This window comes from Pseudomonas sp. HN11, assembly GCF_021390155.1.
Classification (GTDB): Bacteria; Pseudomonadota; Gammaproteobacteria; order Pseudomonadales; family Pseudomonadaceae; genus Aquipseudomonas.
Genome location: NZ_CP089985.1, coordinates 2,737,495 through 2,762,278 on the forward strand (window position 1 = coordinate 2,737,495; position 24,784 = coordinate 2,762,278).

Sequence of the window (24,784 nt, forward strand, 5' to 3'; positions counted from 1 at the left end):
AGATCGCACGCATGGACAAAGTCGTCATCATTACCGGGGGTAGCCGTGGGATTGGCGCCGAGACGGCCTTGCTGGCCGCTCGCGAGGGTTATCGCATCTGCATTAACTACCAATCTGACGAACACGCAGCCCATGGCGTGCTTGAACAAGTGCGCGGCTTGGGCGCCCAGGCGATTGCAGTTCGCGCCGATGTCAGCAGCGAGGATGAGGTGATCGCCTTGTTCAATCGAGTGGATGCCGAACTGGGTCGTGTCACGGCACTGGTCAATAATGCCGGCACCGTTGGACATAAGTCGCGGGTCGATGAAATGTCCGAATTTCGTCTCCTGAAAATCATGAAAACCAACGTGCTCGGCCCGATCCTGTGCGCCAAGCACGCGGTGCTGCGCATGTCGCCCAGGCATGGCGGGCAGGGCGGTAGCATCGTCAATGTGTCGTCGGTGGCGGCGCGCTTGGGTTCGCCTGGTGAGTACGTCGACTACGCGGCCTCCAAAGGCGCGCTCGACACTTTCACCATTGGTCTGTCGAAAGAAGTCGCCGGTGAAGGTATCCGTGTGAACGCCGTTCGACCAGGCTACATTTTCACCGACTTTCACGCCTTGAGCGGCGACCCGGACCGCGTCAGCAAGCTGGAATCCGGTATTCCCATGGCCCGAGGCGGGCGCCCCGATGAAGTGGCCGAGGCGATCATCTGGTTGCTGTCGGATAAAGCTTCATACGCCACCGGTACCTTCTTGGATTTGGGCGGAGGTCGCTAGAACGACCGCACAATCCGCCCCAACGTCTCCATCGCCTTTTCCGACACCTCGGTCCACGGGCTGCCGTAGTTCAGGCGGATGCAGTTCCGAAAGCGCTGGGTCGCCGAGAAGATCGGCCCCGGCGCAATGCTGATGCCTTGCGCCAACGCCATCTGAAACAACTTCAACGAATCCGTCTGCTCCGGCAGCTCAAGCCACAGGAAATACCCGCCGGCGGGTTGGCTGACCCGTGTCTGCGCTGGAAAATAGCGGGCGATGGCCGCCAGCATGGCGCTTTGTTGCTCTTCCAGGGCGTAGCGCAATTTGCGCAGGTGTCGGTCATAGCCGCCGTGCTGCAAGTAATCGGCAATCGCCGCCTGGGCCGGCATCGACGGGCAAAGCGAGGTCATCAACTTCAGGCGCTCAACCTTTTGCGCAAAGCGCCCGGCCGCCACCCAACCCACGCGATAGCCGGGGGCCAGGCTTTTGGCGAAGGATCCGCAATGCATCACCAGGCCTTCGGTATCGAACGCCTTGGCGGGTTTCGGCGCCTGTTGGCCGTAATACAGTTCGGCGTACACATCGTCTTCGATCAAGGGCACTTGATGGCCGCGCAGCAGTTCCACCAATGCCAGCTTCTTGGTTTCCGGCAGGGTCGCGCCCATGGGGTTCTGAAAGCTGGTCATGGTCCAGCAGGCCTTGATCGGGTAGCGCTCCAGGGTTTGCGCAAGGGCGTTGAGGTCAATGCCATCGCGCGGGTGCACGGGGATTTCCACCGCCTTGAGTTTCAAACGCTCTAACACCTGCAGGCAGGCATAAAACGCCGGGGCCTCGATAGCCACCAGGTCACCCGGTTCGGTAACGGCTTGCAGGCACAGGTTCAAGGCCTCCAGGGCGCCGTTGGTGATCAACAGCTCTTCCATCGGCAGCATCAACCCGCCGACCACGTAGCGCAGGGCAATCTGCCGGCGCAGTTGCGGGTTGCCCGGCGACATGTCGGTGACCACCAGGCGCGGGTCCATCTCACGGCTGGCGCTGGCCAGGGAGCGCGCCAGGCGCGGCAGTGGAAACAGCATGGGGCTGGGGAACGCCGAGCCGAAAGGGACGGTGTTCGGGTCCTTGATCGAGTCGAGTACGGAGAATACCAGTTCGCTCACATCCACTTCGGTGGACTCATGCACCTGCTCGCTCACCACCGGTTCGGAAAACGGGCTGGGCGCATGGGTGTTGACGAAGTAGCCGGAGCGCGGCCGCGCGCGGATCAGGCCGCGGCGTTCCAGTAGGTAGTAGGCCTGGAACACCGTGGACGGGCTGATGCCGTAGGTCTGGCTGGCATAACGCACCGAGGGCACCCGTTGGCCGGGGCCGAGTACGCCGGAGCGGATCAGTTCTGCAATGTCGTCGGCGAATTTTTCGTAGCGTTTCATTCAGGCTCAGTCAGTGTGTGTTTTAACGGTTCAACGGCGCCACAAAGCGGCTGTCGGCAATGCTATAGATACCCGGCTCATCCACGTCCGTGACCTTGAAACGCAACGTCTGCGAACTGCTCGCCGGTTTATCCGCCAGCAACGCCACCGACACCGGCACATCGCTGATTTCCCCCGGCGCCAGGCTGATCTCTGTCTTGCCTTGCAACTGGAACCTGCCGGCGTCCACCAGCTCCAGGCGGTAGTCCTGGCGTTGCTGGGTCTTGTTGATCACCTTGAGGCTGTAGATGTTTTCGATCAGGCCCTGGGCATTTTCGCGGAACATGCCACGGTCCTTGGTCACATCCAGCGACACCATCGGCCGTTCCACCAACGCCACTACTAACGCAGCAATCATTACCAGCAGCATGGCACTGTAGCCGATCAGGCGCGGCCTTAGCAGGTGCGTCTTGCCGCCTTGCAATTGATGTTCACTGGTGTAGCTCACCAGGCCGCGCGGGTAGCCCATCTTGTCCATGATCGAATCGCAGGCGTCGATGCACGCCGCGCAGCCAATGCACTCCATTTGCAGGCCGTCGCGGATGTCGATCCCGGTGGGGCAGACCTGCACGCACAATTGGCAGTCGATGCAGTCGCCCAGGCCGACGTCGACTGGCTTGACTTCACGTTTGCGTGGGCCACGGCTTTCGCCGCGGGCTACGTTGTAGGAAATGGTCAGGGTGTCTTTGTCGAACATCACGCTCTGGAATCGCGCATAGGGGCACATGTGCATGCACACCGCTTCGCGCAGCCAGCCGGCGTTGATATAGGTGGCGCCGGTAAAAAACAGCACCCAGAACAGGCTGACACCGCCCATCTGCCAGGTCAGCAGCTCGGCCGCCAGGGGGCGGATCGGCGTGAAATAGCCGACAAAGGTCAGCCCGGTCAGCACGCTGATGCCCAGCCATAACGTGTGCTTGGCCGAGCGTCGCGCCAATTTGTTCAGGCTCCAGGGCGCCGCTTGCAGCTTGATGCGCTGGTTGCGCTCACCTTCGGTGACTTTTTCGCACCACATGAACAGCCAGGTAAATGAGCTTTGCGGGCAGGTATAGCCGCACCATACGCGGCCGGCGAACACGGTGATTGCAAACAGGCCGAACGCGCAGATGATCAGCAGCGCCGACAACAGGATGAAATCCTGCGGCCAGAAGGTGGCGCCGAAAATGTGGAATTTGCTTTGCGCCAGGTCCCACAGCACGGCCTGGCGCCCACCCCAGTTCAGCCATACGGTGCCGAAAAAGGCCAGGAACAGCAAAGCCGCTCCGCTGACACGCAAGGTGCGGAACAGGCCGGTAAAGCTGCGGGTATGAATCAGATTATCGCTGGATTTGGCCTTCACCTTCTCTGGGTATATGGGCTCAAAGGTGTCCACGGTTGGGATTCGTTCGCTCATGGTCTTTCGCTCATCAGCCTCCATCAGGCCAATGCACTATGGGCGACGGGCTGTTTGCATAACAGACTCAGGTAGGGCGATATAAAGCGGATCAGATAGGCTGGATGTATCCCTCTGCGTCAATGTGCTGCACCCCAGTGTCAATGAGGTGCAGCAATAGATTGTAGCTGCTGACGCAGATCAATTAAATCACCGAACCAGGCTCGTCGGCCTTCACATGTTGACGGCCATCGGTTGCGCCTTCAACCGTCAGGGCGTCCGCCTCGGCTTCGGTGATGTAGATGCGAGCACCCGCTAATTCCAGATAAGACATGGCTTTGTCGTGATCGGTAAGGATGGTCACCCGGGTGGCGGGCAGGCTTTGTTCCTGGCCGTTTTCGTCGAGCGTGAAGTAGCACAGATGATTTTCGATGCGTACGGTCATGTCGATCTCCGTTTTGTGAGTTGTGCAGCGTTAGGCGATCGCCATGCGCACGGGTTCCGGGCAACTGACTGGCGGTCTGTGCGGTCTATTCTTTACTCATAATAAAAGGAGCGCATCCATGGACATCTGGTGGCATCAAGTGTGGCAAACCCTGCAAGCCGAGTTCGCCGACATCGCCGATGCCCGGCAACTCACTCAAGTGACTGTGCGCCTGCTGATCGCTGCGATCCTGGGTGGCATCCTGGGTTTTGAGCGTGAACACAAAGGCAAGGCGGCGGGCGTGCGCACCCATATGCTGGTGGCGCTTGGCGCGGCGCTGTTCGTGCTGGTGCCGCAGATGTCCGGAAACCAGGCAGACGCCATGAGCCGGGTGGTTCAAGGGGTGATTGCGGGCATTGGCTTTCTTGGCGCCGGCACGATCCTCAAGGGCAGGGAAGATGAAGAGGGCCAGCATGTGAAGGGCCTGACCACGGCTGCCGGGTTGTGGATGACCGCCGCCATCGGGGTGGCGGCGGGGATGGGGCGTGAATCGACGGCGGTACTCAGTACGCTGCTGGCCCTGACGGTGTTCAGCATCATGCCGAGAATCGTCAGGTTATTGGAAAAGTGATACCCAGTCATCAAGTCACGATGTTGCTTTGGCGCACCTCACCAAACACCTTCAGTACAAAGGATGGCTTGCTTGGGGCGTCAGCAATGACTACCACGCTGACATTGTTATTGGGCGAATATTGAATCTGTATCTCCCCGCTCGACTCTGGGGTGCGCTCAACCCATCGCAGCGAGGTGTTCAACTGTTTCTGGATGCCGGTCAGGTTCAGTTTGTCTTGCGATTTGAAATTCCGGATCTCTTGAGGAGACTCGAGTGTGGATTCACTGACAGAGCTGAAGCTGTAGGTTGCAGGGGTGTCGTGGCCAGTGTCGGAGGCCGACGACGGTGCCATCGCATCGGCTTGCGACGCGTTGAGTCTTTCCTTGGACAGCGAGTCGCAGGTATTGCTTAGGGCTTTATAGGTCGAGTCCATCTTGGAATAGTCTTGTTTGATTTTAGCTAACTCTGCGAGTGAGTTATTGAGGCGGCTAAAAGAGGTCCAGGCGTCGCTGTCGAATGCCCCGAGCAGGGTCTCGATATTTTTCAAGGCGAATTTATTCGTCATCTCTTCTATTATTTTATGCTTGGCTGAATTCAGGTTTTTGGCACCCTCATTGAGCACGACGCTCATCTCTTCAAACTTTTTCCGGTTCGTTTTAGCCTCGGGCCCACGTAACGCTGCGCGCCTGTTTTCTGGCCGAGAAATCCATTCGAGTTTGGACTTGATTGCACGAGATTGGGCAGAGTCCGGATTGCTCTGTAGCACGTTGATTGTTTCCGGGGTCAATAGTGCATGAGTATCGCTCACGCGTTTCGTCGCGTCTGCCTGTTGCTCAGGGGAGGTCTGATTGGAACGCGCGTCAGGCGATTGCTGTGCACGGTCTGGTGCCTTGGGCGCAGCGGACCAGTTCGGGCCAGCCTTGAGCAACGCCTTCACTTGGTGCTGTGTTGGCCGGCCCTGAGCGTGGGTGCTGCTGGAGTGTCCAGGTGGCGATGGCTGCGTGCGGGAAAAGTGCTGAGGGTTAATTGTCGACATAGTGTCCTCGCGATAGGATCAGAACTTCCCATCGGAAGATGGGTTGAGTGCGAGGTAAATATATAAACCCGTGGTCACGCGAGCATTCAGGCTTGTTTCCAGTGTCCGTAGGAGAGTTCGGTTTTTTGCGCTCGCTCGAGTTGAAGAGCAGCCTGGCCCCTCTCGAGCGAACCTCCATCATTGTGACTCAGACGATGACCGGCGGCGTGGTCGTGGGCGGTTCTTGCGCTGCGGGTGGCTCATCCTCAGGGGGTTCCTGCTTTGGCGCCGGCGTCGGCTCCGAAGACGGCAAGGGTGGGGCATCGATATTTGGATCTTCGGGCTCAGGGGGTATTGGGATATTCATCAGTGTGGCCTCCTTTGTGCTTGGCTCTATGGGTTGACCACCGCCTTAGGGAATTGATTCCCCGCCCGGCGGTGACATATCCACCTGAACTTTTGTCGCGCGCCCATGCTCGGACTTTAAACGGCCCTGCTCAGGGAGAGTGTCGCCGTACTTGAATTCTGATCAAGCAAAGAGCGTCCACGGGGCGTAAGGGGAAGATGCTCGATGACTGCTGAAACACTGGCTCCAGAAGGCTGCGCACTGCCATTGTCGCAAGCGCTGTTGTTACCTAGGATCGCTATCGAAAGCACCATGCCGGTGATCGACGGCGGTGAATTCGCCGTCAAGGCAGTGGTCGGCCAACGAGTCAACGTCACCAGCAAAGTGTTCGCCGATGGCCACGACAAGCTTGCCGTGCTGATCCGCTGGCGCCCGCTGCAGGATGAGAGCTGGCACAGCGTGGTCATGACCGACGTCGGCAACAATGGCTGGGAGGGCGCGTTTACCGTGACCCAGCAAGGTCCTCACGAGTACTGCATCGAAGCCTGGATCGATACCTTCGCCAGCTTTTGCTACGAGCTGCGCAAGAAACATGAGGCTGGCGTTCCGGTCAGCCTGGAACTGCAGGAAGGCCGCAGCCTGGTGCTGCAGGCCGCCGAACGCAGTGACAATGAACTGCGCGACCGCCTGATGTTGCTGCATCATGAACTCTCCGGTTTGCTGGAAACCGAGCAGGTCGCGCAGTTCCTGCACGAAGACAGTGCGCACCTGATGACCCAGGCGGATCACCGCGCCTATCTGAGCATCAGCACGGTTTACCCGATTGATGTTGAGCGTGAGGCAGCGTTGTTTGCCAGCTGGTATGAGTTGTTCCCGCGTTCGATCACTGACGATCCTGCGCGCCACGGCACCTTTAATGACGTGCACTCACGGCTGTCGATGATCCACGACATGGGCTTCGACGTGCTGTACTTCCCGCCGATCCATCCGATCGGGCGCAGCCACCGCAAAGGCAAAAACAATTCACTGACCGCCGGGCCCGATGATCCGGGCAGCCCGTACGCGATCGGCAGCGAAGACGGCGGCCACGAGGCCATCCATCCGCAGCTGGGTAGCCGAGACGATTTCCGTCGCTTGGTCCAAGCCGCCGCCGACCACGGCCTGGAAATCGCCCTGGACTTCGCCATCCAGTGTTCTCAGGACCATCCGTGGCTTAAAGAGCATCCGGGCTGGTTCAACTGGCGCCCGGACGGCACGATCAAATACGCGGAAAACCCGCCGAAAAAGTACCAAGACATCGTCAACGTCGACTTTTACGCGGCGGACGCGATTCCAAGCCTGTGGACCGAACTGCGCGACATCGTGGTGGGCTGGGTGGAAGAGGGCGTGAAGACCTTTCGCGTCGACAACCCTCACACCAAGCCGCTGCCGTTCTGGCAATGGCTGATCAGCGATGTGCGGGCCAAGTACCCAGACGTGATCTTTCTCGCCGAAGCCTTCACCACTCCAGCGATGATGGCGCGCCTGGGCAAGGTCGGCTATTCCCAGAGTTATACCTATTTTACCTGGCGCAACACCAAGGCCGAGCTGAGTGAATACCTGACGCAGTTGAATGAATCGCCGTGGCGCGAATGCTACCGGCCGAATTTCTTCGTGAATACGCCGGATATCAACCCGGCCTTCCTGCACCAATCCGGCCGTCCCGGCTTCCTGATCCGTGCCGCGCTGGCCACCATGGGCTCGGGTCTGTGGGGCATGTATTCAGGCTTCGAACTCTGCGAGTCCGCCCCGGTGCCAGGCAAAGAGGAATACCTGGATTCGGAGAAATACGAAATCCGCCCCCGTGACTTCACCTCACCCGGCAACATCATCGCCGAGATCGCCCAGCTCAACCGCATCCGCCGGCAGAACCCGGCGCTGCAGACTCACCTGGGGCTCAAGCTCTACAACGCCTGGAACGACAACATCCTGTATTTCGGCAAGCGTAGCGAGGATGGCAGCAACTTCATCCTCGTGGCCGTCAACCTCGATCCTTATAACGCCCAAGAAGCCAACTTCGAGCTGCCATTGTGGGAACTGGGGTTGCCGGACGAGGCCCAGACCCAAGGTGAAGACTTGATGAACGGCCGTCGATGGACCTGGTACGGCAAGACCCAATGGACACGGTTGGAGCCGCAGATGCCGTTTGGCATCTGGCGCATCACCCCCTCGTCTTGAGCATTCCGATGAATTTTCCAGGAGTTTCCAATGGCGAAGAAACCCAACACTGCCACGTTCATAAAAGACCCGCTCTGGTACAAAGACGCGGTTATCTACCAGGTCCACGTCAAATCCTATTTCGACTCCAATAACGACGGCATTGGTGATTTTCCCGGCCTGATCGCCAAGCTCGACTACATCGCCGACCTGGGCGTGAACACCATCTGGCTGCTGCCGTTCTACCCCTCGCCACGTCGTGACGATGGCTACGACATTGCTGAATACCGTGGCGTGCACAGCGACTACGGCACGATGGCCGACGCCAGGCGCTTCATCGCCGAAGCGCATAAGCGCGGGCTGCGAGTGATCACCGAGCTGGTGATCAATCACACCTCGGACCAGCACCCCTGGTTCCAGCGCGCACGCAAGGCCAAGCCGGGCTCTGCGGCGCGGGACTTCTACGTGTGGTCGGATGACGACCAGAAATACGACGGCACGCGCATCATCTTTCTCGACACCGAGAAGTCCAACTGGACCTGGGATCCGGTCGCCGGCCAATACTTCTGGCACCGTTTCTACTCTCACCAGCCTGACCTCAATTTCGACAACCCACAGGTGATGAAAGCCGTGCTGTCGGTGATGCGCTACTGGCTGGACATGGGCATCGACGGCCTGCGTCTTGACGCCATCCCGTACCTGATCGAGCGCGACGGCACCAACAACGAAAACCTGCCTGAAACCCACGATGTGCTCAAGCAGATCCGCGCCGAAATCGACGCCCACTATCCTGACCGCATGCTGCTGGCCGAAGCCAACCAGTGGCCGGAAGACACTCAACTCTACTTCGGTGACAAGAAGGGCGATGATGGCGATGAATGCCATATGGCCTTCCACTTCCCGCTGATGCCACGTATGTACATGGCCCTGGCCCAGGAAGATCGCTTTCCGATCACCGACATCCTGCGCCAGACCCCGGAAATTCCCGCCAACTGCCAGTGGGCGATCTTCCTGCGCAATCACGATGAGCTGACCCTGGAAATGGTCACCGACAAAGAGCGCGACTATTTGTGGAATTACTACGCTGCTGACCGGCGCGCGCGAATCAACCTGGGTATCCGTCGCCGTCTCGCGCCGTTGATGGAGCGTGATCGTCGCCGTGTCGAATTACTCAATAGCCTGCTGCTGTCGATGCCTGGCACGCCAACCTTGTATTACGGCGATGAAATCGGCATGGGCGATAACATCTACCTTGGCGACCGCGATGGCGTGCGCACGCCGATGCAGTGGTCCATCGACCGCAATGGCGGTTTCTCCCGTGCCGACCCGGCCAGCCTGGTACTGCCGCCGATCATGGACCCGCAATACGGCTACCAGTCGGTCAACGTCGAGACCCAGGCCCAGGACCCGCATTCGCTGCTGAACTGGACCCGGCGCATGCTGGCGGTACGCAAGCAGTCCAAGGCGTTTGGTCGTGGCAGCTTGAAAATGCTCTCGCCGAGCAACCGCCGCATCCTGGCCTATACCCGTGAATTCACAGGCGAAGACGGGCGCAACGAGATCATCCTCTGCGTGGCCAACGTGTCCCGCAGCGCTCAGGCAGCCGAACTGGACCTGTCCGCATTCGCCGGAATGGTGCCGGTGGAGATGCTCGGCGGTAATGCTTTCCCGCCCATCGGCCAGTTGAATTTCCTGCTGACACTGGCGCCCTATGGCTTTTATTGGTTTGTACTGGCGCCGGAAAACCAGATGCCCAGCTGGCATGTGGAACCCGCTCAGAGCATGCCGGACTTCACCACATTGGTATTGAAAAAACGTATGGAAGAACTGCTGGACGAACCGTGCCGCGCCTCCCTGGAACAGACTGCGCTGCCAGCGTGGTTGCCCAAGCGTCGCTGGTTTGCGGGCAAGGATACCGCCATCGACAGCGTGCACATCGCGTACGGCGTGCGTTTTGGCGATCCGCAGCATCCGGTGTTGCTCAGCGAGCTTGAGGTGACGGCGGGTGGCCAAGTCAGCCGCTATCAGCTGCCATTCGGCTTTCTCGGTGAGGACCAGTTCACCAGCGCGTTGCCCCAGCAATTGGCCTTGGCCCGTGTGCGTCGGGTGCGTCAGGTCGGCTTGGTCACGGATGCCTTCAGCCTTGAGCACTTTATTCGTGCGGTGATTCAAAGTTTGCAGGCAGGCACCGTGCTTGATACCAGTGAGGGCGAGCTGCGCTTTGCCGCCACACCGCACCTGGCCAAGCTGCAACTGGCGGATGAGTTCGAGGTACGCTACCTGTCGGCCGAGCAGTCCAACAGCTCGGTTGTGGTGGGTGAAAGCCTGGTGCTCAAACTGATTCGCAAAGTCGCCGCCGGCGTGCACCCTGAACTGGAAATGAGCGCCTACCTGACCGAAGCCGGCTACCCCAACATCTCGCCATTGCTGGGTTCGATGGTTCGCCACGACGCTGAAGGCCAGGACAACCTGTTGATGATTGCCCAAGGCTACTTGAGCAACCAGGGCGACGCCTGGAGCTGGACCCAGAACAACCTGGAACGGGCGATCCGCGACGAGCTGGCCGAAGCTATTTCCGAACAGGAACAGCACTACAACGCACTCGGCGAGCTGGCGGATTTTGCCGGGTTGCTTGGCCAGCGCCTGGGCGAAATGCATGGGGTACTGGGTGCCAAAACCGACCACAAGGACTTCAAGCCAGAGGTTACCAGCGTCAAGGACACCCAGGCCTGGGCCAAGGATGTCGGCGCGCAGTTGGACCGAGCGTTGCAGTTGCTCAAACTTCATCAAAGCCAATTGAACCCGGCTGATCAAGCGCTGGTCAGTGAATTGCTGGCGCAGAAAAAAGCCATCGCCAGCCATGTGCAGGCCTTGGCGAAAGCCACGGCCGGCGGTTTGCGTATTCGGGTCCACGGTGATTTGCACCTGGGGCAGGTGCTGGTGGTGAAAGGCGATGCCTACCTGATCGATTTTGAGGGAGAACCGGCACGGCCGCTGCACGAACGACGCGGCAAGCACAGCCCCTACAAAGACGTGAGCGGCGTATTGCGCTCCTTCGATTACGCGGCGGCCATGGCCTTGAATGTGCAGGGTGTGGATCAGTCGGCCGAAGCGGCGGTGTCGCGCAAGCGTGTGACGAATCGCTACCTGAAAGAAGCGCGTCAGGCGTTTATCCAGGCTTATCAGACAGCTGCGTCTACACTGGCGCATGACTGGCAGGATGCCAATGGCCCGGACGCCGCGCTGACATTGTTCAGCCTGGAGAAGGCCGCGTATGAAGTCGCTTATGAAGCGGAGAACCGCCCGACCTGGTTGCCGGTGCCCCTGCAAGGGCTGCACGGACTGTTGAGTGGACTTGAACCAATATCGAAAAATGCACGCGGTGGGGAGACGTCATGAGCTTTACAAATAAAGAACCGCTGCAACCGAGATTGACAGCATTGCCGGCGTCCAAGGACGTCGAAGCGTTGGTACGCGCCGAACACCATGACCCATTCTCGATTCTGGGGCCGCACGATGATGACCAAGGTGGCCAGTTTATCCGTGCGTTCCTGCCCGAAGCCTTGAGCGTCCAGGTACTGGCGCGCGACAGTGGCGAGCCGATCGGCAGCCTGGATGCGAGCCAGGTCCCGGGATTGTTTGTCGGGCAGTTCAAGACCCGGCAGGCGTACCTGCTGAAAATCCAGTGGGCCGGCGGTGAACAGATCACCGAAGACCCTTACAGCTTCCAGCAACTGTTGCTCGGTGAAATGGACCTGTACCTGTTCGCCGAAGGCAATCACCGCGACCTCGGCAGTTGCCTCGGCGCCCAGGTGACCAGCGTCGATGGCGTGCAAGGTGTGCGCTTTGCCGTGTGGGCCCCGAACGCGCGGCGGGTGTCGGTGGTGGGCGACTTCAATATCTGGGACGGTCGCCGCCATCCGATGCGCCTGCGCCATCCTTCCGGCGTGTGGGAGATCTTTATCCCACGCTTGCAGCCGGGCGCAGCCTACAAATACGAAGTGCTCGGCGCCAACGGGATTCTGCCGCTCAAGGCCGACCCCGTGGCGCTGGCTACTCAACTGCCACCCGACACCGCGTCCAAAGTTGCCGAGCCTTTGCAGGTTGACTGGCAGGATCACGAATGGATGCAGTCGCGTGTCGAAAAGCAAAAGACCACGGCGCCATTGTCAATCTATGAGCTGCACGTGGGCTCCTGGCAGTGCGAACTGGACGAGGCGGGCGAGGTAGCGCGCCAGTACAACTGGCGAGAACTGGCCGAACGGTTGATTCCCTATGTGCAGCAACTGGGTTTTACCCACGTCGAGCTGATGCCGATCATGGAGCATCCATTCGGCGGCTCATGGGGCTATCAGGCCTTGTCACAATTCGCACCGACGGCACGCTTCGGCTCGCCGCAGGATTTCGCTTACTTCGTCAACGCACTGCACCAGGCCGATATCGGCGTGATCCTCGACTGGGTGCCGGCGCATTTCCCGACCGATACCCACGGTCTGGCACAATTTGACGGAACTGCGCTGTACGAATACGCCAACCCGCTGGAAGGCTTCCACCAGGATTGGGACACGCTGATCTACAACCTGGGCCGCACCGAAGTGCATGGCTTTATGCTGGCGTCGGCGCTGCACTGGCTCAAACACTTCCACATCGACGGTCTGCGCGTGGATGCCGTGGCGTCAATGCTTTATCGCGACTATTCGCGCAAGGCTGGCGAATGGGTGCCGAATCGCCATGGCGGGCGCGAAAACCTGGAGGCCATCGACTTTCTGCGTCACTTGAACGACGTAGTGGCACTGGAGGCGCCCGGTGCCTTGGTGATTGCCGAGGAGTCCACCGCCTGGCCGGGTGTGAGCCAGCCGACTCAACAGGGCGGCCTGGGCTTCAACTACAAATGGAACATGGGCTGGATGCACGATTCCCTGCATTACATCCAGCAGGATCCGGTGTACCGCGCCCATCATCACAACGAGCTGAGTTTTGGTCTGGTTTACGCTTGGTCCGAGCGTTTTATCCTGCCGATCTCCCATGATGAAGTGGTGCACGGCAAGCACTCGCTGATTGACAAGATGCCCGGCGATCGCTGGCAGAAATTCGCCAATCTGCGCGCCTACCTGGCGTTCATGTGGATGCACCCCGGTAAAAAACTGCTGTTCATGGGCTGTGAATTCGGCCAATGGCGCGAGTGGAACCATGACCAACAACTGGACTGGTACCTGCTGCAGTATGCCGAGCACAAAGGCGTGCAAAAGTTGGTGGGTGATCTGAACCGGCTGTACCGCGAAGAACCTGCCTTGCACGAGCAGGACGACGCGCCCCAGGGTTTCCAGTGGCTGATCGGTGACGATGCGATCAATAGCGTCTACGCCTGGTTGCGCTGGAGCAAGGACGGCAGGCCGGTGCTGGTTGTGGCCAACTTCACCCCGGTGCCACGTGCGGGCTATAAAGTCGGCGTGCCATTCAGCGGGCGCTGGAGCGAAGTGATCAACAGCGATGCGGACATGTACGCAGGCTCCAATTACGGAAACGGAGGCGAGGTATTTACCCAGGATGAACCGCACCATGGGCAGGCGGTATCGCTGTCGTTGAATGTGCCACCGCTTGGCGTGTTGATTCTGCGTCCGGAACCGCTTTAAAGGCTCTACCGTGGTGGATTCTGTTGTCCGCGCTACTGGCAGGGTGCCACAATGGCGCCTTTGTCGCGGCAGTCGGATCAGGCGAATTTCATGAATGGCCTTGGGCGTGGGCAGGACCAGGATTGCTTTATAGAGGAGCAGGTGCGGACTGACCGTCTGCACCAGCTGTTCCGGCAGTCATTTGCTGCGATTTTCGGCAGTTACCTGGCCGCAGTGATGCTGTGCTGGCTATGCTGGGAGCGGTTTGACCATCAGGTCATCCTGGTCTGGCTGGTGGTATTGATGGCGACATCCCTGGTTCGCATCAAGATGTTCATGGAATGGTTTCGTTGCCCCAATGCCGAACGCACACCTGACCGTTGGGAGCGCCGCTACTGGGTCACGCTGATGCTGTCTGCCGGAACCTGGGGCGTTGGCGCCTTGGCGGTCATGCCAACCGATGATCGGTTGTCCCAGGCGCTGGTGATGCTGTTTACCGTGGGCATGTCGGTCAGCGCCGTGTCTTGTTACTCGGCTTATCGCTACATGACGTTGGCCTCCATGGGCGCGGTGTTGTTGCCGTGCACGCTGTGGCTGCTGCTCCAGCCGACCTCGATGCAAGTGGGCGTCGCTGTTGCAGTACTGGTGTTTTCCACCTTTGTGGTCAGTGCCACGCGCAAGTTGTCGGATGCCTTGGAAAAAGCCTTTCGCCTCACCCGGCAAATGGAACGTGCCCACAACATTTCCACTCGCGCCGCACAGACTGATGAACTCACTGGCCTGATGAACCGCCGTGCGTTTTTCGAACATGCCCAGGTGTTGTACGAACAATGCCGTCATAACCAGCAACCGCTGTGTGCGCTGATGATGGACATGGATCATTTCAAGGAAATCAACGACACCTACGGCCACCAGGCCGGTGACCAGGTGCTGCGTCAGATTGGTGGGGTGATCAGTGCCTCGTTCCGACAAGCCGATGTATACGGGCGCCTGGGCGGGGAGGAGTTTGCGGTATTGTTGCCCAATACGTCGCTGGAAACCGCTCGGGGTATTGCCGAACAGTTGATCCAGGCAATCTCGGGCCTGGCCTCCGCGCCGGGGCACGGGTTGAGTGCCAGCCTTGGAGTGGCCTCCACCCACGCGCAGGATCAGGACCTGCACGGCCTGATGAACACCGCCGACAAGGCGCTGTATCGCGCCAAGGCACTGGGCCGTAATCAGGTGGCGGTGGCGGAGTAGAGCTCAGGGCATCGCTTTGGCGAGCGCCCGGGCAACCTGGTCCGCGGAATAGGGCTTGGGCAGGAACTCAAACCCTTCATAACCGCTGTCGGCCAGCTCTTCGCTATAGCCGGAGGTGAGCACCACCGGCAAGTCCGCGCGCCGTTGGCGCAATACTTTAGCCATCGCCACGCCCGTCATACCGGGCATCACCACATCCGAAAAAATCCCATCGAACGCCAGGGCGTCCGCGCCGGCCAGCGCGAGTGCCTGCTCTGCATCGGTGGCCCACGTCGTTCGGTAGCCCAGGTCTTGCAGGATCTGGTTGGCGAAGCGGCCCACTTCCAGGTTGTCTTCCACGATCAGGATATGGCGCTGTGTCGTGTTGTGGATAGGCAGCGGATCTTCCTGGATAGGCTCATGCGAGAGCGCCTGTGGCGCGACCTCCGGCAGGTATAAGGTAAATACCGTGCCTTGGCCCACGTTGCTCGTCACATCGACGTTGCCGCCTGACTGCTTGGCAAAGCCGAATACTTGGGATAACCCCAGGCCAGTGCCTTTGCCCACGGCTTTGGTGGTAAAGAAGGGTTCGAAAATGCGTTCGAACGTCTCGCCGGGAATACCGCTGCCGGTGTCGGCCAGGGCGATGCTCACAAAGGGTTGGCGGCTTTCCTCGTCGCCACGGATACGCGGCATCGCGTCTACCGCGGCCACACGCAAGGTGAGGGTGCCTTGCCCGTCCATGGCGTCCCGGGCATTCAGGGCGATGTTGATCACGGCAGTTTCAAACTGGCTGGCGTCGACGCGCACATGGCACGGCCGCCCGGGCAATTGCACCTGCACATGGATGCGCGCACCGGTAACGCTTTCAAGCATCTCGCCGATGTTCTTGACCCGCTGGCCCACATCGAAAATTTCCGGGTTCAGCGGTTGGCGTCGCGCGAAGGCGAGCAGTTGGCTGGTGAGCTTGCTGGCACGCTCCACGGTGTCGGAAACCGCGCTCATATAGCGTTGGCGCCGTTCCTCGGACAACCCCGGTTGGCGCAGGAAGTCCACCGACGAGCGAATGATGGTCAGCAGGTTGTTGAAGTCATGGGCCACGCCGCCGGTCAATTGGCCGATGGCTTCCAGCTTCTGGGATTGGCGCAGCGCGGACTCGGCCTGGGTGAGGGCGTCGGTGCGCTCTCGCACCCGCTGTTCCAGGTTGGCATTCAGCTCAGTGAAGGCGGCCAGGCCCTCGCGTACGGCGGCGTCGGCGCGAACCCGCTCGATGTGCGCCCAGGAGCGTTCGGTGACTTCCCTCACCAGGGCCAAGTCGTAGGGCGACCAGACTCGCGCCGTCTTGTGGTGCACCGCCATCAACGCGGTCAGGCGGCCGTCCTTGATCAGCGGAAAGCACACGGTCGCCAGGGCGCCCAAGGCTTGATAACTGGAGGCTTCCTGCGGCGGGAATTCGACGCGGTTGTCCTGCACCACCAGCGGCTCTCCGGCGCGCAACTGCTGCACGGCCCGTGCGCCGAACGACGCCAGGCTGTAGTGCCCGATGATGCTCGGTGAGCCCGGCGCCGCCCAGTTGCCGCGAATTGTAAAGCCGTCTTCATCGGCATCCATGTCGGCATAGGCGCAATTGGACACTTGCAAGTGTTCGGCCAGCAGACGCGTGGTGGTGGACATGATGCTTTCGGCGTCGGTGGCATTGGCCACGGCGCTGCCCACCGCGTCCAACACGGCCAGGCGGCGGTTGAGGAACACGGTAGCAGTGGTTTCGGTGACGGTATCCAGCATGCCCACGACCTTGCCCTCTGGGTCGCGGATAGGGCTGTAGCAAAAGGTGAAATAGGCTTGTTCGAGGCCAGCTCCACGCTCGATCAGCAGAGGGAAGTTCTCGATATAGGTGGCATGGCCTTCAAAGGCTGCCTGGGCGATAGGGCTGACTTCTGTCCAGACCTCGCGCCACACCTCGTTGAATGGACGTCCCAGTGCGTAGGGTTTGTTGCCCAGGATTGGAATAAATGCGTCGTTGTACAACGTGGTCAGGTGAGCCCCCCAAATGATGGCTTGCGGAAAGCTCGACGCAAAACAGAGCGCCACGGTGGTCTTGAGCACGTCCGGCCACTGTTCCAGCGGCCCCAGGGGTGTGTTCGACCAATCATGCTGGCGAACTTGCTCAGCCATGTCGCTGCTGCTTTGCAGCCAATTCATCATTACGGTAACACCTTGTTTGCCACAGTCTGTTCAATGCCCGGAAGGGCCGCCCGGCAAGCAACAGACCGAAATGCCCGCTGGCAGTTCAGCGGGATTATCGCGGTGATAGCAATTTGCTTCACTATCCGTTTGGGTAGCTCCGCAGATTCATTTATTGCGCGCCGAAAACCCCCGTCCAATAAATCCCCGCATCACTCTTCGGGTCCATGGCATACGCCGCGCCCAGTTCACGAAATTGCGGGTTCATCAGGTTGGCGCAATGGCCTGGGCTGGCGAGCCAGCCGTCGACAACCTTGCGTGGTGTATCCAGTCCGGCGGCGATGTTTTCGCCGATGTTCTTCGCAATGTACCCGGCCAGTTCGGCACGATCCCCAGGGGTACGGCCGTCGTGGTCGAGGTGATCGAAGAAGTTGCCGTTGGCCATGTTGCGCGTGTGGCTGTTGGCGGCGCCAGCCAGGTCGTCATTCCAGGACAACGGCGTAGTGGCCGTGAACGCCTGGGTGCCGCACTGGCGCGGTTGTGCGCGGGCGGTGTTGATCAGGTTGAGCAGTTGCTTGCCTTCGGTCTGCCAGTCACCCAGGCCACTGGTGAGCAGTGGGCGGGCGAGCACGATGCGCCAGTCCTGGCCGCTGTTGCTCACGCCGATATCGACAAATTGCGGGTCCAGCACCACGCGGCAGAAACTCTCACGCACCGCCTTCATGGCCGACTGCGCATCCTTGGGACCCGACAGGCTGATGGCCTGCACGTTGACCATCGGGTACGCGGCCCTCGCCAGCGCTTGCTGCAAGTCGCCTACATTGTTGGCCGGCAGCACCAGCCGTGTATCGCTGGCCAGCGGTGGCAGTTCCTGGGAACCCTGGTCACCGCAGCGTTGCACCTGGCTGCGGTATTGGTTGATCTGTTGTACCAACTGACTTTCTTCATTCGCCATCGCGCTGGCGCAGAACACCGAACTGGCGGCCAGCGTCGTAAGACCCATCATCAATGACAGAACGCGCATGGACGTTACCCTTGAGCTTGAAAGTGCCCATGATGCGCGATGTAACCCGGTCTGGCGCAATGCCTTTTTTTGTTTTTTTGCCTCAACGGGTGTTCTGTGGGGCATTAACGGCAGTAATGCGGCCACCTGTCATTGCCCTGGCGATGCTCTGGCTCCCCAGGCTGGATGCCGACCTGGCCCATCGCTGGGGGCACGGATGTTTGCGTGAGGTGTGTGGGCTGCAACAGGTACAATTGGCGATGCCTTGATGCTTAAACCAGGAATTTGCATGTTCAGCCTTACCCGCTACACCACACCGTGCCCCGAGCCCATCAATGCTCAGATCCTGCAGATGGTGGTGGACAACCTCACCGACATCAGCAGTGTGGCGCTGCCGCCGAGCAACCTGCTGTACAACATCTACCAATACGCCGTTGGCTTCGAGGTGCACCTGTACCTGGAGGCGCTGAACGGCGCCAAGGGCATTGCTGTCGAGTTGGTGGTGGCAATGGAAGAGGACAAGCTGATCGGCTTTTGCCTGTACCTGCCGGTGAAGGATGATCCGCAAGCCTGCGGCGTCGCGTTCATGGCAGTGCAAGTCGGTTACCGGCGCCAGGGCGTGGCACGCGCAATGATGCATGACGTGCTGAGCCATTATCCCCACGCGGAGTTGGCGTGCTCGGTGGAGAAGGTGCCTGCCTTTGAAGGCATGGGCTTTCAGGTGCGTGGCGCACGCGGTACCCAGGTGCTGATGAACACACGGAAGTACGGCACGGAGGGTTTGATGGGTGTGCTGGACGTGGCGGCGATCTACAGCTCGCTGGAAGTGCGGCAGATTCATACCTATCTGCTGCAAAAACATGGAAAGCGCGCCATGGTGGATGCCGAGAAGCAACGGGATCGGCATCTTGATCAACTGGCGCGCAGGGTGCAGCTGTTTATCCAGGATCGGGGCTGAACGACAGCCCCGTATTGGCCTTAAGGCTTGGCCAGGTTCCAGTTGCCGCCAACGCCGTCACCGGTGATGTCGCCCGGCTTGCTGTCCTTGACCCAGGTGTACAGCGCCTGGCCCTTGTAGGCCCATTGCTTGCTACCGTCGTCACGGGTGATCACGGTGTAGCCATCAGCATCTTTTGCCGCTGCCGAGGCGGTGAACGCCGGCCAGTTGGCCAGACACTGGCCGCTGCACACGGACTTGCCCGCGCTGTCCTTGGCAAAGGTGTAGAGGGTCATGCCTTTGCTGTCCACCAGCACTTTACCTTTGGCGCTGTCGGCGATTTTGGCCGGTGCGGCGAAGGCCATGGAAGAGGCGCAGGCGATAACGACGGCAGCCGCGAGGGAGAATTTTTTCAGCATGACGAACTCCTGAGTGTTATTGGTCTGGATACTGGCGTTGTGCTGTATTCACACGCCGTACTCAGGTAAACACCCGCCGCGCCGGATTATTCCTTGCCGGTCAGAAATTATTTAAACGCGGCCGCGATTGACCATCGCCAGAATGGTTGCCAGCAACTCCTGCTGCGCCTCTTCTCGGCTGATCTCGCCGCTCGCCGCCGCTTGGGACAGCGCTTCCGCGGCCCCCAGCATGCCCCGCAGTCCCGCCTGGGAGATACGGCCAAAGGGCGACAACGCGTCGCGGCATTTGTCGAGGAATATCGCCTCGTACTGGCGCTTGAGGGCCTCCAGTTCCGGCGAGCTGCTGAGTGCCGCAATCACTCCCGGAATTTCCCGACCCTGCAATAGCACGCAATCGACATAGGACTCGGCGATCACCCAGGCACGATCGTCAAGGGTTGCGCTGCTGGCGGCGATGGCGCCGGCAAAGACCTGGTCCTGACGGGCATCGAAATCCTCATACAGCGCGGCCAGCAACCCGGCACGGCTGACGAAATGGTCGTAGACCACCGGCTTGGTCACGCCGGCCAATTCCGCCAGGCGGCCGAGGGTCAGCGCTTCGGTACCTTCCTCGCGCACCAATTGCCAAGCCACATCAAGTAGCTGGCGCAGGCGATCTTCACGGGACAGTCGACGACGTGGGGTAGCGGATGAAGGGGTTGACATGCTTATATACCAAAAGTAACTTACTAATCGTAACTTAAGCCTAGCGTAACCTCTAAGGGAGTCAATGTCATGCACGCACTCATCGTTGTTGCTCACCACGACCCGCAATCCCTCACCCACAGCGTGGCAGCGCAGGTAGCCGCTGGACTCTGCGCTTCGGGCCATACGTTCGAAATCGCAGATATCGCTGCCGAAGGTTTCGACCCGCGCTACAGCGCCGCCGACCATTTGGTACACCACACGCGCGCCACGCCACCGGCCGACGTACTCGCTGAACAAGCCCGCATTGATCGCGCCGACGCGCTGGTGTTGGCGTTCCCGATTTACTGGTGGTCCATGCCGGGCCTGCTCAAAGGCTGGATCGACCGCGTCTTCATCAACGGCTGGGCCCTTGATTACGGCCCGGATACGCCAGTGACGAAAAAGCTCGGGCACTTGCAGGTACACCTGCTGGCACTGGGCGCTGCCGACGACGACGCATTTGATCGGCACGGTTATGCCAAGGCCATGCGCACGCAGATTGACTACGGAATCTTCGATTACTGTGGCGCACAGGTGGTGACGTCAGCGCTGTTGCTGGATTCGGAAAGCGGCGGGGCGCAGGCGCATCTGGAAAAGGCCAGGGCCTTGGGCGAGGGACTGTTCGAAACGGAAGCAGTCGCCGGTTGATTCAACCTTCGCGAAACAAATCGTGGGCATCCAGCAAGCGATAAGCGATTTCCGGCTGATTCTCCAGGCCTCGGCGGATCGCCGCCGGGATCGATTGACGGGTCTTGCGGCACAGGCCCGGCAGCTCCTCGATCACGATCTGAATGCCACGCATGCTTTTGACCTCGGTGTGGCCTGGCGCGATATGCACGCGAATACCCAATTGCTGGTACATCAACTGTTGCATGCGTTCCAGGTCTTGCAGGCTCTTGAGGTGTTCAAGGCGGTCGAGCAGTTTTTTCTCTTCCTGCCGCGTGAGGCTGAGGATACGCAGGTCGGCGCCCGGCGCTTGCAGCAATTGTTCGCGGTCGCAGACACAGGCGCCGGGTGGGCAGGATTGGCGAATTGTCATGTGCAGTGCCTCCCCATTCCGACGCCGAGCCCTCAGTAACTCAACTGCACCCCAAGACTGCCCAGGGCCTTCCAGTACTCAGGGTAGGTCTTGGCTACGCAGTCCGGGTCCTGGATACGGATACCCGAGACTTTCAGCCCGGCCAGGGCAAAGCACATGGCGATGCGATGGTCGGCGTGGGTGTCGATCAGCGCGGTGCAGGCGGTGCCGGCCAGGGCGGGGTCGCTGGCTACCAGCAGGTCGTCGCCTTCGATGGTCGCCAGGCCCGGGCGGATCTCGTTCAGGCCGTCATGGAGCGCCTGTACGCGGTCACATTCCTTGACCCGTAGGTTGGCCAGCTCGGTGAAGCGAACCGGGGTATTGTTGAATGCCGCGAGCACCGCCAGGGTCGGGATGGCGTCCTGCATCTGTGAACCGACCACCGTGGCCTGCATGTCTGGGAACTGCGCGATCACGGCCTGGGCCTTGGCGTCCGGCTGAGTGAAGTCGTGCGCGGCCACGCCGATGTTGATGCGGCCACCGGTCAGCACTTCGGCGGCCCATAGGTAGGTGGCGGCGGAGGCGTCGGGTTCGATCAGGTAGTCGTGGGCGGTGTAGCCGGTTGGGGCCACGCGCCAGGTGGTGTCGTCGACCGCTTCGACCTGGGCACCGAAGGCGCGCATGCAGTCCAGGGTCAGGTCCACGTAGCCACGGGCACCAATGTCCTTGCCAGTCAGCGCCACTTCAATCGGCGATTCGCCACAGGCCGCGAGCATCAGCAGGGCCGATACGTATTGGCTGGACAGACCGCCGTCGATTTCGAAACGCTTGGCCTTGATCTTGCCGACGCCATGCACGGTGACCGGTGGGCAGCCGGTGGGGCTGTCGACCTGGATGCCGTTCTGGCCGAGGGTTGCCAGCAGCGGGCCGATCGGGCGTTTTTGCATGTAGTCGTCGCCGTCCAGCACCACGGTGCCTTCCACGGTGGCGACGGCAGCGGTGAGGAAGCGCATGGCGGTGCCGGCGTTGCCGAGGAACAAGGGCTGCGATGGCAGTTGCAGTTTGCCTTGGCCGGTGACGACGAAGGTGGTGTCGTCCGGCTCGTCGATGGTGACGCCCATCTGGCGCAGGGCCACGGACATGTGGCGGGTGTCGTCGCTCTTGAGTGCGCCGCTGAGGCGGCTGGTGCCTTTGGCCAGGGCGGCCAGCAGGAGGGCGCGGTTGGTAATGGATTTGGAGCCGGGGGGCGCGACCTTGCCGTTGAGGGGGAAGTTGGGCGGTGTAACGGTCACGGTTTTCTGCGAACTCAAGGTACAAGGCTCCTGATTCAAGGCGAGGGCGGCGGGCGGAGTTGAATAATCGGGTATAGATGTGGTGCTTGTCGAGCTTGGGGTGATGATGTCGGGTTTATTCAACTGGGGGAGCTGGCTTGCCAGCGATGGCGGTCTAACGGTGTACATATCCGTTATTTGGGTAACGGCGGCTAACCCGGCGTCCTGCCGGGTTACCCACGGATTCAAGCCTGCGTTCGGCCAGCGTGTTTGACGGGGCGCTTAAGATCAAGATCAAAAGCTAAAGCAGAGCGAAGTCGAATTATCGTTTCGACAGCCAGTAATCATGCAGGGCTAGCGCTGCCGGTTCGATTTCGCTGACGCGTTGCTGGTGTGCTTGCACATCCAGGTCGGCCGGGAGTTCGAAGTTGTCCTGTTCGGCGCACCAGGAGATTTTTTCCAGCAGTGCAGCCTGCTCTGTCGGCAGTTCCGGCCAGTTGCCGATGGCGGCGCCACGGATGTAGCCAAAGCACCACTCTTCGGCGAGGGTCACTGTGTGGCCTTGGTGTTCGGTGTCGTCGAAGCGGGCTTTGAAGCCGGTGGCGTCGGTCGCCAATTGTCCGGCCAAGGTGTTGATGTGGCGCACGCACAGTTCGAGGAAGGTTTGCGCTTCGTCCATGTTGTCCCACTCCGGGTTCTGGCCGCCCCAGATTGCCGGGAACCACTCGGCCACGTCCACCTGGACCGGGCTGGACACCAGCGCGGTGAAGTAGCCGTCGAGTTCGGCCAGGTTCAACACCGAGTGGTCGTCGCCGTACTTGAGCAGGGTGTTTTCGATGAATTCGAATTCGGCAGGGGTCAGAGGTTGGGCGTGCATGGGCATATCCTTCAAACGTCTAGCGCCGCGAATGGGGGCGGCTTAAAGCGCAAAGGATGGCGTGTGTGCGGGGTTTTATCCAGCATTTTCCCAGCGCTTGCACAGCTTGCTGACGCACACCGAGCCAACCACCAATACGGCCAAGCGTCGCTCGGGCGAAGCGGCCGTCACGCCCCACAGGAAGCTTTCATGGCTGACCAGGCTGTCGAGGCTGTAGCCATAGGCCAGGTGCTGAATGCCATGTAGCAGCAGGGCGAGCAACATCCCGCCCAAGCCGGCACCAATGCCGGTCAGCACAACCACCAGGGCCAGGATCAAGGATGAACGAAACGTGGAGGGCATAGACGGCTCCAGGCAGTGGCCCCGATTGTATAGCTGATAAACCGCGCTTCCCGTGTGAAATGTAATGACACTGCACGAACCTTGGGTCTACAACATTTCATTACGTTTGCCCGTCCCGTTTTTGGCCGATGTGCCGTTACGCTCCCTTGTTATAGTTCGGGCCTTATCACTCGCCAGTCAGGGATCACTGCCATGTCCGAATACCAAGCTTTCGTCGTCGAACTCACCGGCAACGTTGCCCATGTGCAGATCAACCGTCCGGAAAAGATCAACGCGATGAACGCAGCCTTCTGGACCGAAATCATCGACATCTTCCAGTGGGTCGAAGACACCGACGCCGTACGCGCCGTGGTGCTCAGCGGTGCTGGCAAGCATTTTTCCTCCGGCATCGACCTGATGATGCTGGCCTCGGTGGCCAATGAATTCGGCAAGGACGTGGGCCGCAACGCACGCTTGCTGCGCCGCAAGATCCTTGAGCTGCAAGCCTCGTTCAATGCCGTCGACAACTGCCGCAAGCCGGTGCTGGCGGCGGTTCAAGGTTACTGCATCGGCGGCGCCATCGACCTGATCAGCGCCTGCGACATGCGCTATGCCGCCGAAGGCGCGCAATTCTCCATCAAGGAGATCGACATCGGCATGGCCGCCGACGTCGGCACCCTGCAACGCCTGCCACGTATCATCGGCGACGGTATGCTACGGGAACTGGCCTACACCGGTCGCCAGTTCGGCGCTGAAGAGGCGCGCAGCATCGGCCTGGTCAACCGCGTCTATCCCGATCAGGACAGTCTGTTGGCCGGCGTCATGGAAGTCGCCCATGAAATCGCCGCCAAATCGCCGATCGCGGTCACCGGTACCAAGGCCATGATCAGTTACATGCGTGACCATACAGTCAACGATGGCCTGGAATACGTTGCCACCTGGAACTCGGCTATGTTGCAATCAAACGACCTGCGCGTGGCCATCGCGGCCCACATGAGTAAGCAGAACCCCGAATTCGTGGATTGACTG

At 60.3% G+C, this 24,784-nt stretch carries 21 protein-coding genes and 2 pseudogenes; 10 read left to right on the plus strand and 13 right to left on the minus strand.

Annotated features, from left to right (window positions below):
- The first annotated feature begins 11 nt into the window (after window positions 1–11).
- Window positions 12–758: an SDR family oxidoreductase gene (locus LVW35_RS12440; RefSeq protein ID WP_233895825.1), complete on the plus strand. Its 747-nt coding sequence runs from the start codon at window positions 12–14 to the stop codon at window positions 756–758.
- Here LVW35_RS12440 and mapR read toward each other — a convergent pair.
- The 3 genes from mapR to LVW35_RS12455 all read right to left on the minus strand — a co-directional run bounded on the left by mapR (window position 755) and on the right by LVW35_RS12455 (window position 4,020).
- Window positions 755–2,164: a GntR family transcriptional regulator MpaR gene (gene mapR / locus LVW35_RS12445; RefSeq protein WP_233895832.1), complete on the minus strand. Its 1,410-nt coding sequence runs from the start codon at window positions 2,162–2,164 to the stop codon at window positions 755–757. The genes LVW35_RS12440 and mapR overlap by 4 nt on opposite strands.
- A 22-nt stretch (window positions 2,165–2,186) precedes the next feature.
- Window positions 2,187–3,596: a cytochrome c oxidase accessory protein CcoG gene (ccoG, locus tag LVW35_RS12450; protein ID WP_233895834.1), complete on the minus strand. Its 1,410-nt coding sequence runs from the start codon at window positions 3,594–3,596 to the stop codon at window positions 2,187–2,189.
- Between the two features lie 184 nt (window positions 3,597–3,780).
- Window positions 3,781–4,020: a DUF3203 family protein gene (locus tag LVW35_RS12455; RefSeq protein ID WP_233895835.1), complete on the minus strand. Its 240-nt coding sequence runs from the start codon at window positions 4,018–4,020 to the stop codon at window positions 3,781–3,783.
- 118 nt (window positions 4,021–4,138) lie between these two features.
- Here LVW35_RS12455 and LVW35_RS12460 point away from each other — a divergent pair, with 118 nt between their 5' ends.
- On the plus strand, window positions 4,139–4,630 hold the full coding sequence (locus tag LVW35_RS12460; RefSeq protein WP_233895836.1) for an MgtC/SapB family protein: 492 nt from the start codon (window positions 4,139–4,141) through the stop codon (window positions 4,628–4,630).
- 10 nt (window positions 4,631–4,640) lie between these two features.
- On the opposite strand, the gene LVW35_RS12465 is transcribed toward LVW35_RS12460, so the two are convergent.
- Both LVW35_RS12465 and LVW35_RS12470 read right to left on the minus strand, forming a co-directional pair.
- Window positions 4,641–5,648 (minus strand): M10 family metallopeptidase C-terminal domain-containing protein, encoded by a 1,008-nt coding sequence (locus LVW35_RS12465; RefSeq protein WP_233895837.1) that lies wholly within the window; start codon window positions 5,646–5,648, stop codon window positions 4,641–4,643.
- Between the two features lie 187 nt (window positions 5,649–5,835).
- Window positions 5,836–5,994: a hypothetical protein gene (locus LVW35_RS12470; RefSeq protein ID WP_233895838.1), complete on the minus strand. Its 159-nt coding sequence runs from the start codon at window positions 5,992–5,994 to the stop codon at window positions 5,836–5,838.
- A gap of 204 nt (window positions 5,995–6,198) precedes the next feature.
- Between LVW35_RS12470 and LVW35_RS12475 the strand changes: the two genes are divergently transcribed.
- Genes LVW35_RS12475 through LVW35_RS12490 form a run of 4 tightly spaced genes read left to right on the plus strand, consistent with a single transcriptional unit; the run spans window position 6,199 to window position 15,020 of the window.
- Window positions 6,199–8,190: an alpha-1,4-glucan--maltose-1-phosphate maltosyltransferase gene (locus LVW35_RS12475; protein WP_233895839.1), complete on the plus strand. Its 1,992-nt coding sequence runs from the start codon at window positions 6,199–6,201 to the stop codon at window positions 8,188–8,190.
- A gap of 30 nt (window positions 8,191–8,220) precedes the next feature.
- Window positions 8,221–11,568: a maltose alpha-D-glucosyltransferase gene (gene treS, locus LVW35_RS12480; RefSeq protein WP_233895840.1), complete on the plus strand. Its 3,348-nt coding sequence runs from the start codon at window positions 8,221–8,223 to the stop codon at window positions 11,566–11,568.
- Window positions 11,565–13,802: a 1,4-alpha-glucan branching protein GlgB gene (gene glgB / locus LVW35_RS12485; protein WP_233895849.1), complete on the plus strand. Its 2,238-nt coding sequence runs from the start codon at window positions 11,565–11,567 to the stop codon at window positions 13,800–13,802. The genes treS and glgB overlap by 4 nt, the downstream gene beginning before the upstream one ends.
- Before the next feature lie 51 nt (window positions 13,803–13,853).
- A complete protein-coding gene (locus LVW35_RS12490) occupies window positions 13,854–15,020 on the plus strand; it encodes a GGDEF domain-containing protein (RefSeq protein ID WP_233895851.1) in 1,167 nt (388 codons plus the stop codon).
- Window positions 15,021–15,023: 3 nt separating this feature from the next.
- Here LVW35_RS12490 and LVW35_RS12495 read toward each other — a convergent pair whose 3' ends face one another.
- Window positions 15,024–17,204, minus strand: a complete 2,181-nt coding sequence (locus LVW35_RS12495) for a GAF domain-containing protein (RefSeq protein WP_233895853.1) — start codon at window positions 17,202–17,204, stop codon at window positions 15,024–15,026.
- A gap of 151 nt (window positions 17,205–17,355) precedes the next feature.
- Window positions 17,356–18,207 carry a CAP domain-containing protein gene (locus LVW35_RS12500; RefSeq protein ID WP_233895855.1) on the minus strand — a complete coding sequence of 284 codons (852 nt, stop codon included), beginning with the start codon at window positions 18,205–18,207 and terminating at the stop codon, window positions 17,356–17,358.
- 134 nt (window positions 18,208–18,341) lie between these two features.
- Between LVW35_RS12500 and LVW35_RS12505 the strand changes: the two are divergent.
- A pseudogene (locus tag LVW35_RS12505) lies at window positions 18,342–18,455 on the plus strand (LysR family transcriptional regulator); the annotation flags it as partial.
- A 20-nt stretch (window positions 18,456–18,475) separates the two neighbouring features.
- On the plus strand, window positions 18,476–19,144 hold the full coding sequence (locus LVW35_RS12510; protein WP_233895856.1) for a GNAT family N-acetyltransferase: 669 nt from the start codon (window positions 18,476–18,478) through the stop codon (window positions 19,142–19,144).
- Between the two features lie 20 nt (window positions 19,145–19,164).
- Here LVW35_RS12510 and LVW35_RS12515 read toward each other — a convergent pair whose 3' ends face one another.
- Both LVW35_RS12515 and LVW35_RS12520 read right to left on the minus strand, forming a co-directional pair.
- Window positions 19,165–19,542, minus strand: a complete 378-nt coding sequence (locus LVW35_RS12515; protein ID WP_233895858.1) for a COG4315 family predicted lipoprotein — start codon at window positions 19,540–19,542, stop codon at window positions 19,165–19,167.
- Window positions 19,543–19,653: 111 nt separating this feature from the next.
- The gene (locus tag LVW35_RS12520; RefSeq protein ID WP_233895860.1) at window positions 19,654–20,247 is read right to left on the minus strand and encodes a TetR/AcrR family transcriptional regulator; all 594 of its coding nucleotides are present in this window, start codon (window positions 20,245–20,247) and stop codon (window positions 19,654–19,656) included.
- 69 nt (window positions 20,248–20,316) lie between these two features.
- Between LVW35_RS12520 and LVW35_RS12525 the strand changes: the two genes are divergently transcribed.
- Window positions 20,317–20,916, plus strand: coding sequence for an NAD(P)H-dependent oxidoreductase (locus tag LVW35_RS12525; protein ID WP_233895862.1), 600 nt, complete (start codon window positions 20,317–20,319; stop codon window positions 20,914–20,916).
- A 1-nt stretch (window position 20,917) separates the two neighbouring features.
- On the opposite strand, the gene LVW35_RS12530 is transcribed toward LVW35_RS12525, so the two are convergent.
- From LVW35_RS12530 to LVW35_RS12545, 4 genes and pseudogenes are all read right to left on the minus strand, one after another.
- Complete coding sequence (locus tag LVW35_RS12530) at window positions 20,918–21,307, minus strand: hypothetical protein (protein WP_233895863.1); 390 nt, start codon at window positions 21,305–21,307, stop codon at window positions 20,918–20,920.
- A gap of 32 nt (window positions 21,308–21,339) precedes the next feature.
- Window positions 21,340–22,596, minus strand: a complete 1,257-nt coding sequence (locus tag LVW35_RS12535) for a 3-phosphoshikimate 1-carboxyvinyltransferase (RefSeq protein WP_233895864.1) — start codon at window positions 22,594–22,596, stop codon at window positions 21,340–21,342.
- 283 nt (window positions 22,597–22,879) lie between these two features.
- Entirely contained in the window at window positions 22,880–23,434 is a 555-nt protein-coding gene (locus tag LVW35_RS12540) for a UPF0149 family protein (RefSeq protein ID WP_233895865.1), read from the minus strand.
- 126 nt (window positions 23,435–23,560) lie between these two features.
- Window positions 23,561–23,776: pseudogene (locus tag LVW35_RS12545) on the minus strand (chloride channel protein); the annotation flags it as partial.
- Window positions 23,777–23,968: 192 nt separating this feature from the next.
- On the opposite strand from LVW35_RS12545, the gene LVW35_RS12550 reads away from it, so the two are divergent.
- Window positions 23,969–24,781, plus strand: a complete 813-nt coding sequence (locus LVW35_RS12550) for a crotonase/enoyl-CoA hydratase family protein (protein WP_233895866.1) — start codon at window positions 23,969–23,971, stop codon at window positions 24,779–24,781.
- Window positions 24,782–24,784: the final 3 nt, after the last annotated feature.

Bases quoted from the DNA above. Each gene is read 5' to 3' on its own strand.
- LVW35_RS12550 (WP_233895866.1), top strand. From the start codon at position 23,969: ATGTCCGAATACCAAGCTTTCGTCGTCGAACTCACCGGCAACGTTGCC.
- LVW35_RS12470 (WP_233895838.1), bottom strand. From the start codon at position 5,994: ATGAATATCCCAATACCCCCTGAGCCCGAAGATCCAAATATCGATGCC.
- LVW35_RS12540 (WP_233895865.1), bottom strand. From the start codon at position 23,434: ATGCACGCCCAACCTCTGACCCCTGCCGAATTCGAATTCATCGAAAAC.
- LVW35_RS12495 (WP_233895853.1), bottom strand. From the start codon at position 17,204: ATGATGAATTGGCTGCAAAGCAGCAGCGACATGGCTGAGCAAGTTCGC.
- LVW35_RS12440 (WP_233895825.1), top strand. From the start codon at position 12: ATGGACAAAGTCGTCATCATTACCGGGGGTAGCCGTGGGATTGGCGCC.
- LVW35_RS12520 (WP_233895860.1), bottom strand. From the start codon at position 20,247: ATGTCAACCCCTTCATCCGCTACCCCACGTCGTCGACTGTCCCGTGAA.
- LVW35_RS12500 (WP_233895855.1), bottom strand. From the start codon at position 18,207: ATGCGCGTTCTGTCATTGATGATGGGTCTTACGACGCTGGCCGCCAGT.
- glgB (WP_233895849.1), top strand. From the start codon at position 11,565: ATGAGCTTTACAAATAAAGAACCGCTGCAACCGAGATTGACAGCATTG.
- LVW35_RS12465 (WP_233895837.1), bottom strand. From the start codon at position 5,648: ATGTCGACAATTAACCCTCAGCACTTTTCCCGCACGCAGCCATCGCCA.
- LVW35_RS12490 (WP_233895851.1), top strand. From the start codon at position 13,854: ATGGCGCCTTTGTCGCGGCAGTCGGATCAGGCGAATTTCATGAATGGC.
- LVW35_RS12510 (WP_233895856.1), top strand. From the start codon at position 18,476: ATGTTCAGCCTTACCCGCTACACCACACCGTGCCCCGAGCCCATCAAT.
- treS (WP_233895840.1), top strand. From the start codon at position 8,221: ATGGCGAAGAAACCCAACACTGCCACGTTCATAAAAGACCCGCTCTGG.
- LVW35_RS12455 (WP_233895835.1), bottom strand. From the start codon at position 4,020: ATGACCGTACGCATCGAAAATCATCTGTGCTACTTCACGCTCGACGAA.
- LVW35_RS12530 (WP_233895863.1), bottom strand. From the start codon at position 21,307: ATGACAATTCGCCAATCCTGCCCACCCGGCGCCTGTGTCTGCGACCGC.
- mapR (WP_233895832.1), bottom strand. From the start codon at position 2,164: ATGAAACGCTACGAAAAATTCGCCGACGACATTGCAGAACTGATCCGC.
- LVW35_RS12475 (WP_233895839.1), top strand. From the start codon at position 6,199: ATGACTGCTGAAACACTGGCTCCAGAAGGCTGCGCACTGCCATTGTCG.
- LVW35_RS12525 (WP_233895862.1), top strand. From the start codon at position 20,317: ATGCACGCACTCATCGTTGTTGCTCACCACGACCCGCAATCCCTCACC.
- LVW35_RS12460 (WP_233895836.1), top strand. From the start codon at position 4,139: ATGGACATCTGGTGGCATCAAGTGTGGCAAACCCTGCAAGCCGAGTTC.
- LVW35_RS12515 (WP_233895858.1), bottom strand. From the start codon at position 19,542: ATGCTGAAAAAATTCTCCCTCGCGGCTGCCGTCGTTATCGCCTGCGCC.
- ccoG (WP_233895834.1), bottom strand. From the start codon at position 3,596: ATGAGCGAACGAATCCCAACCGTGGACACCTTTGAGCCCATATACCCA.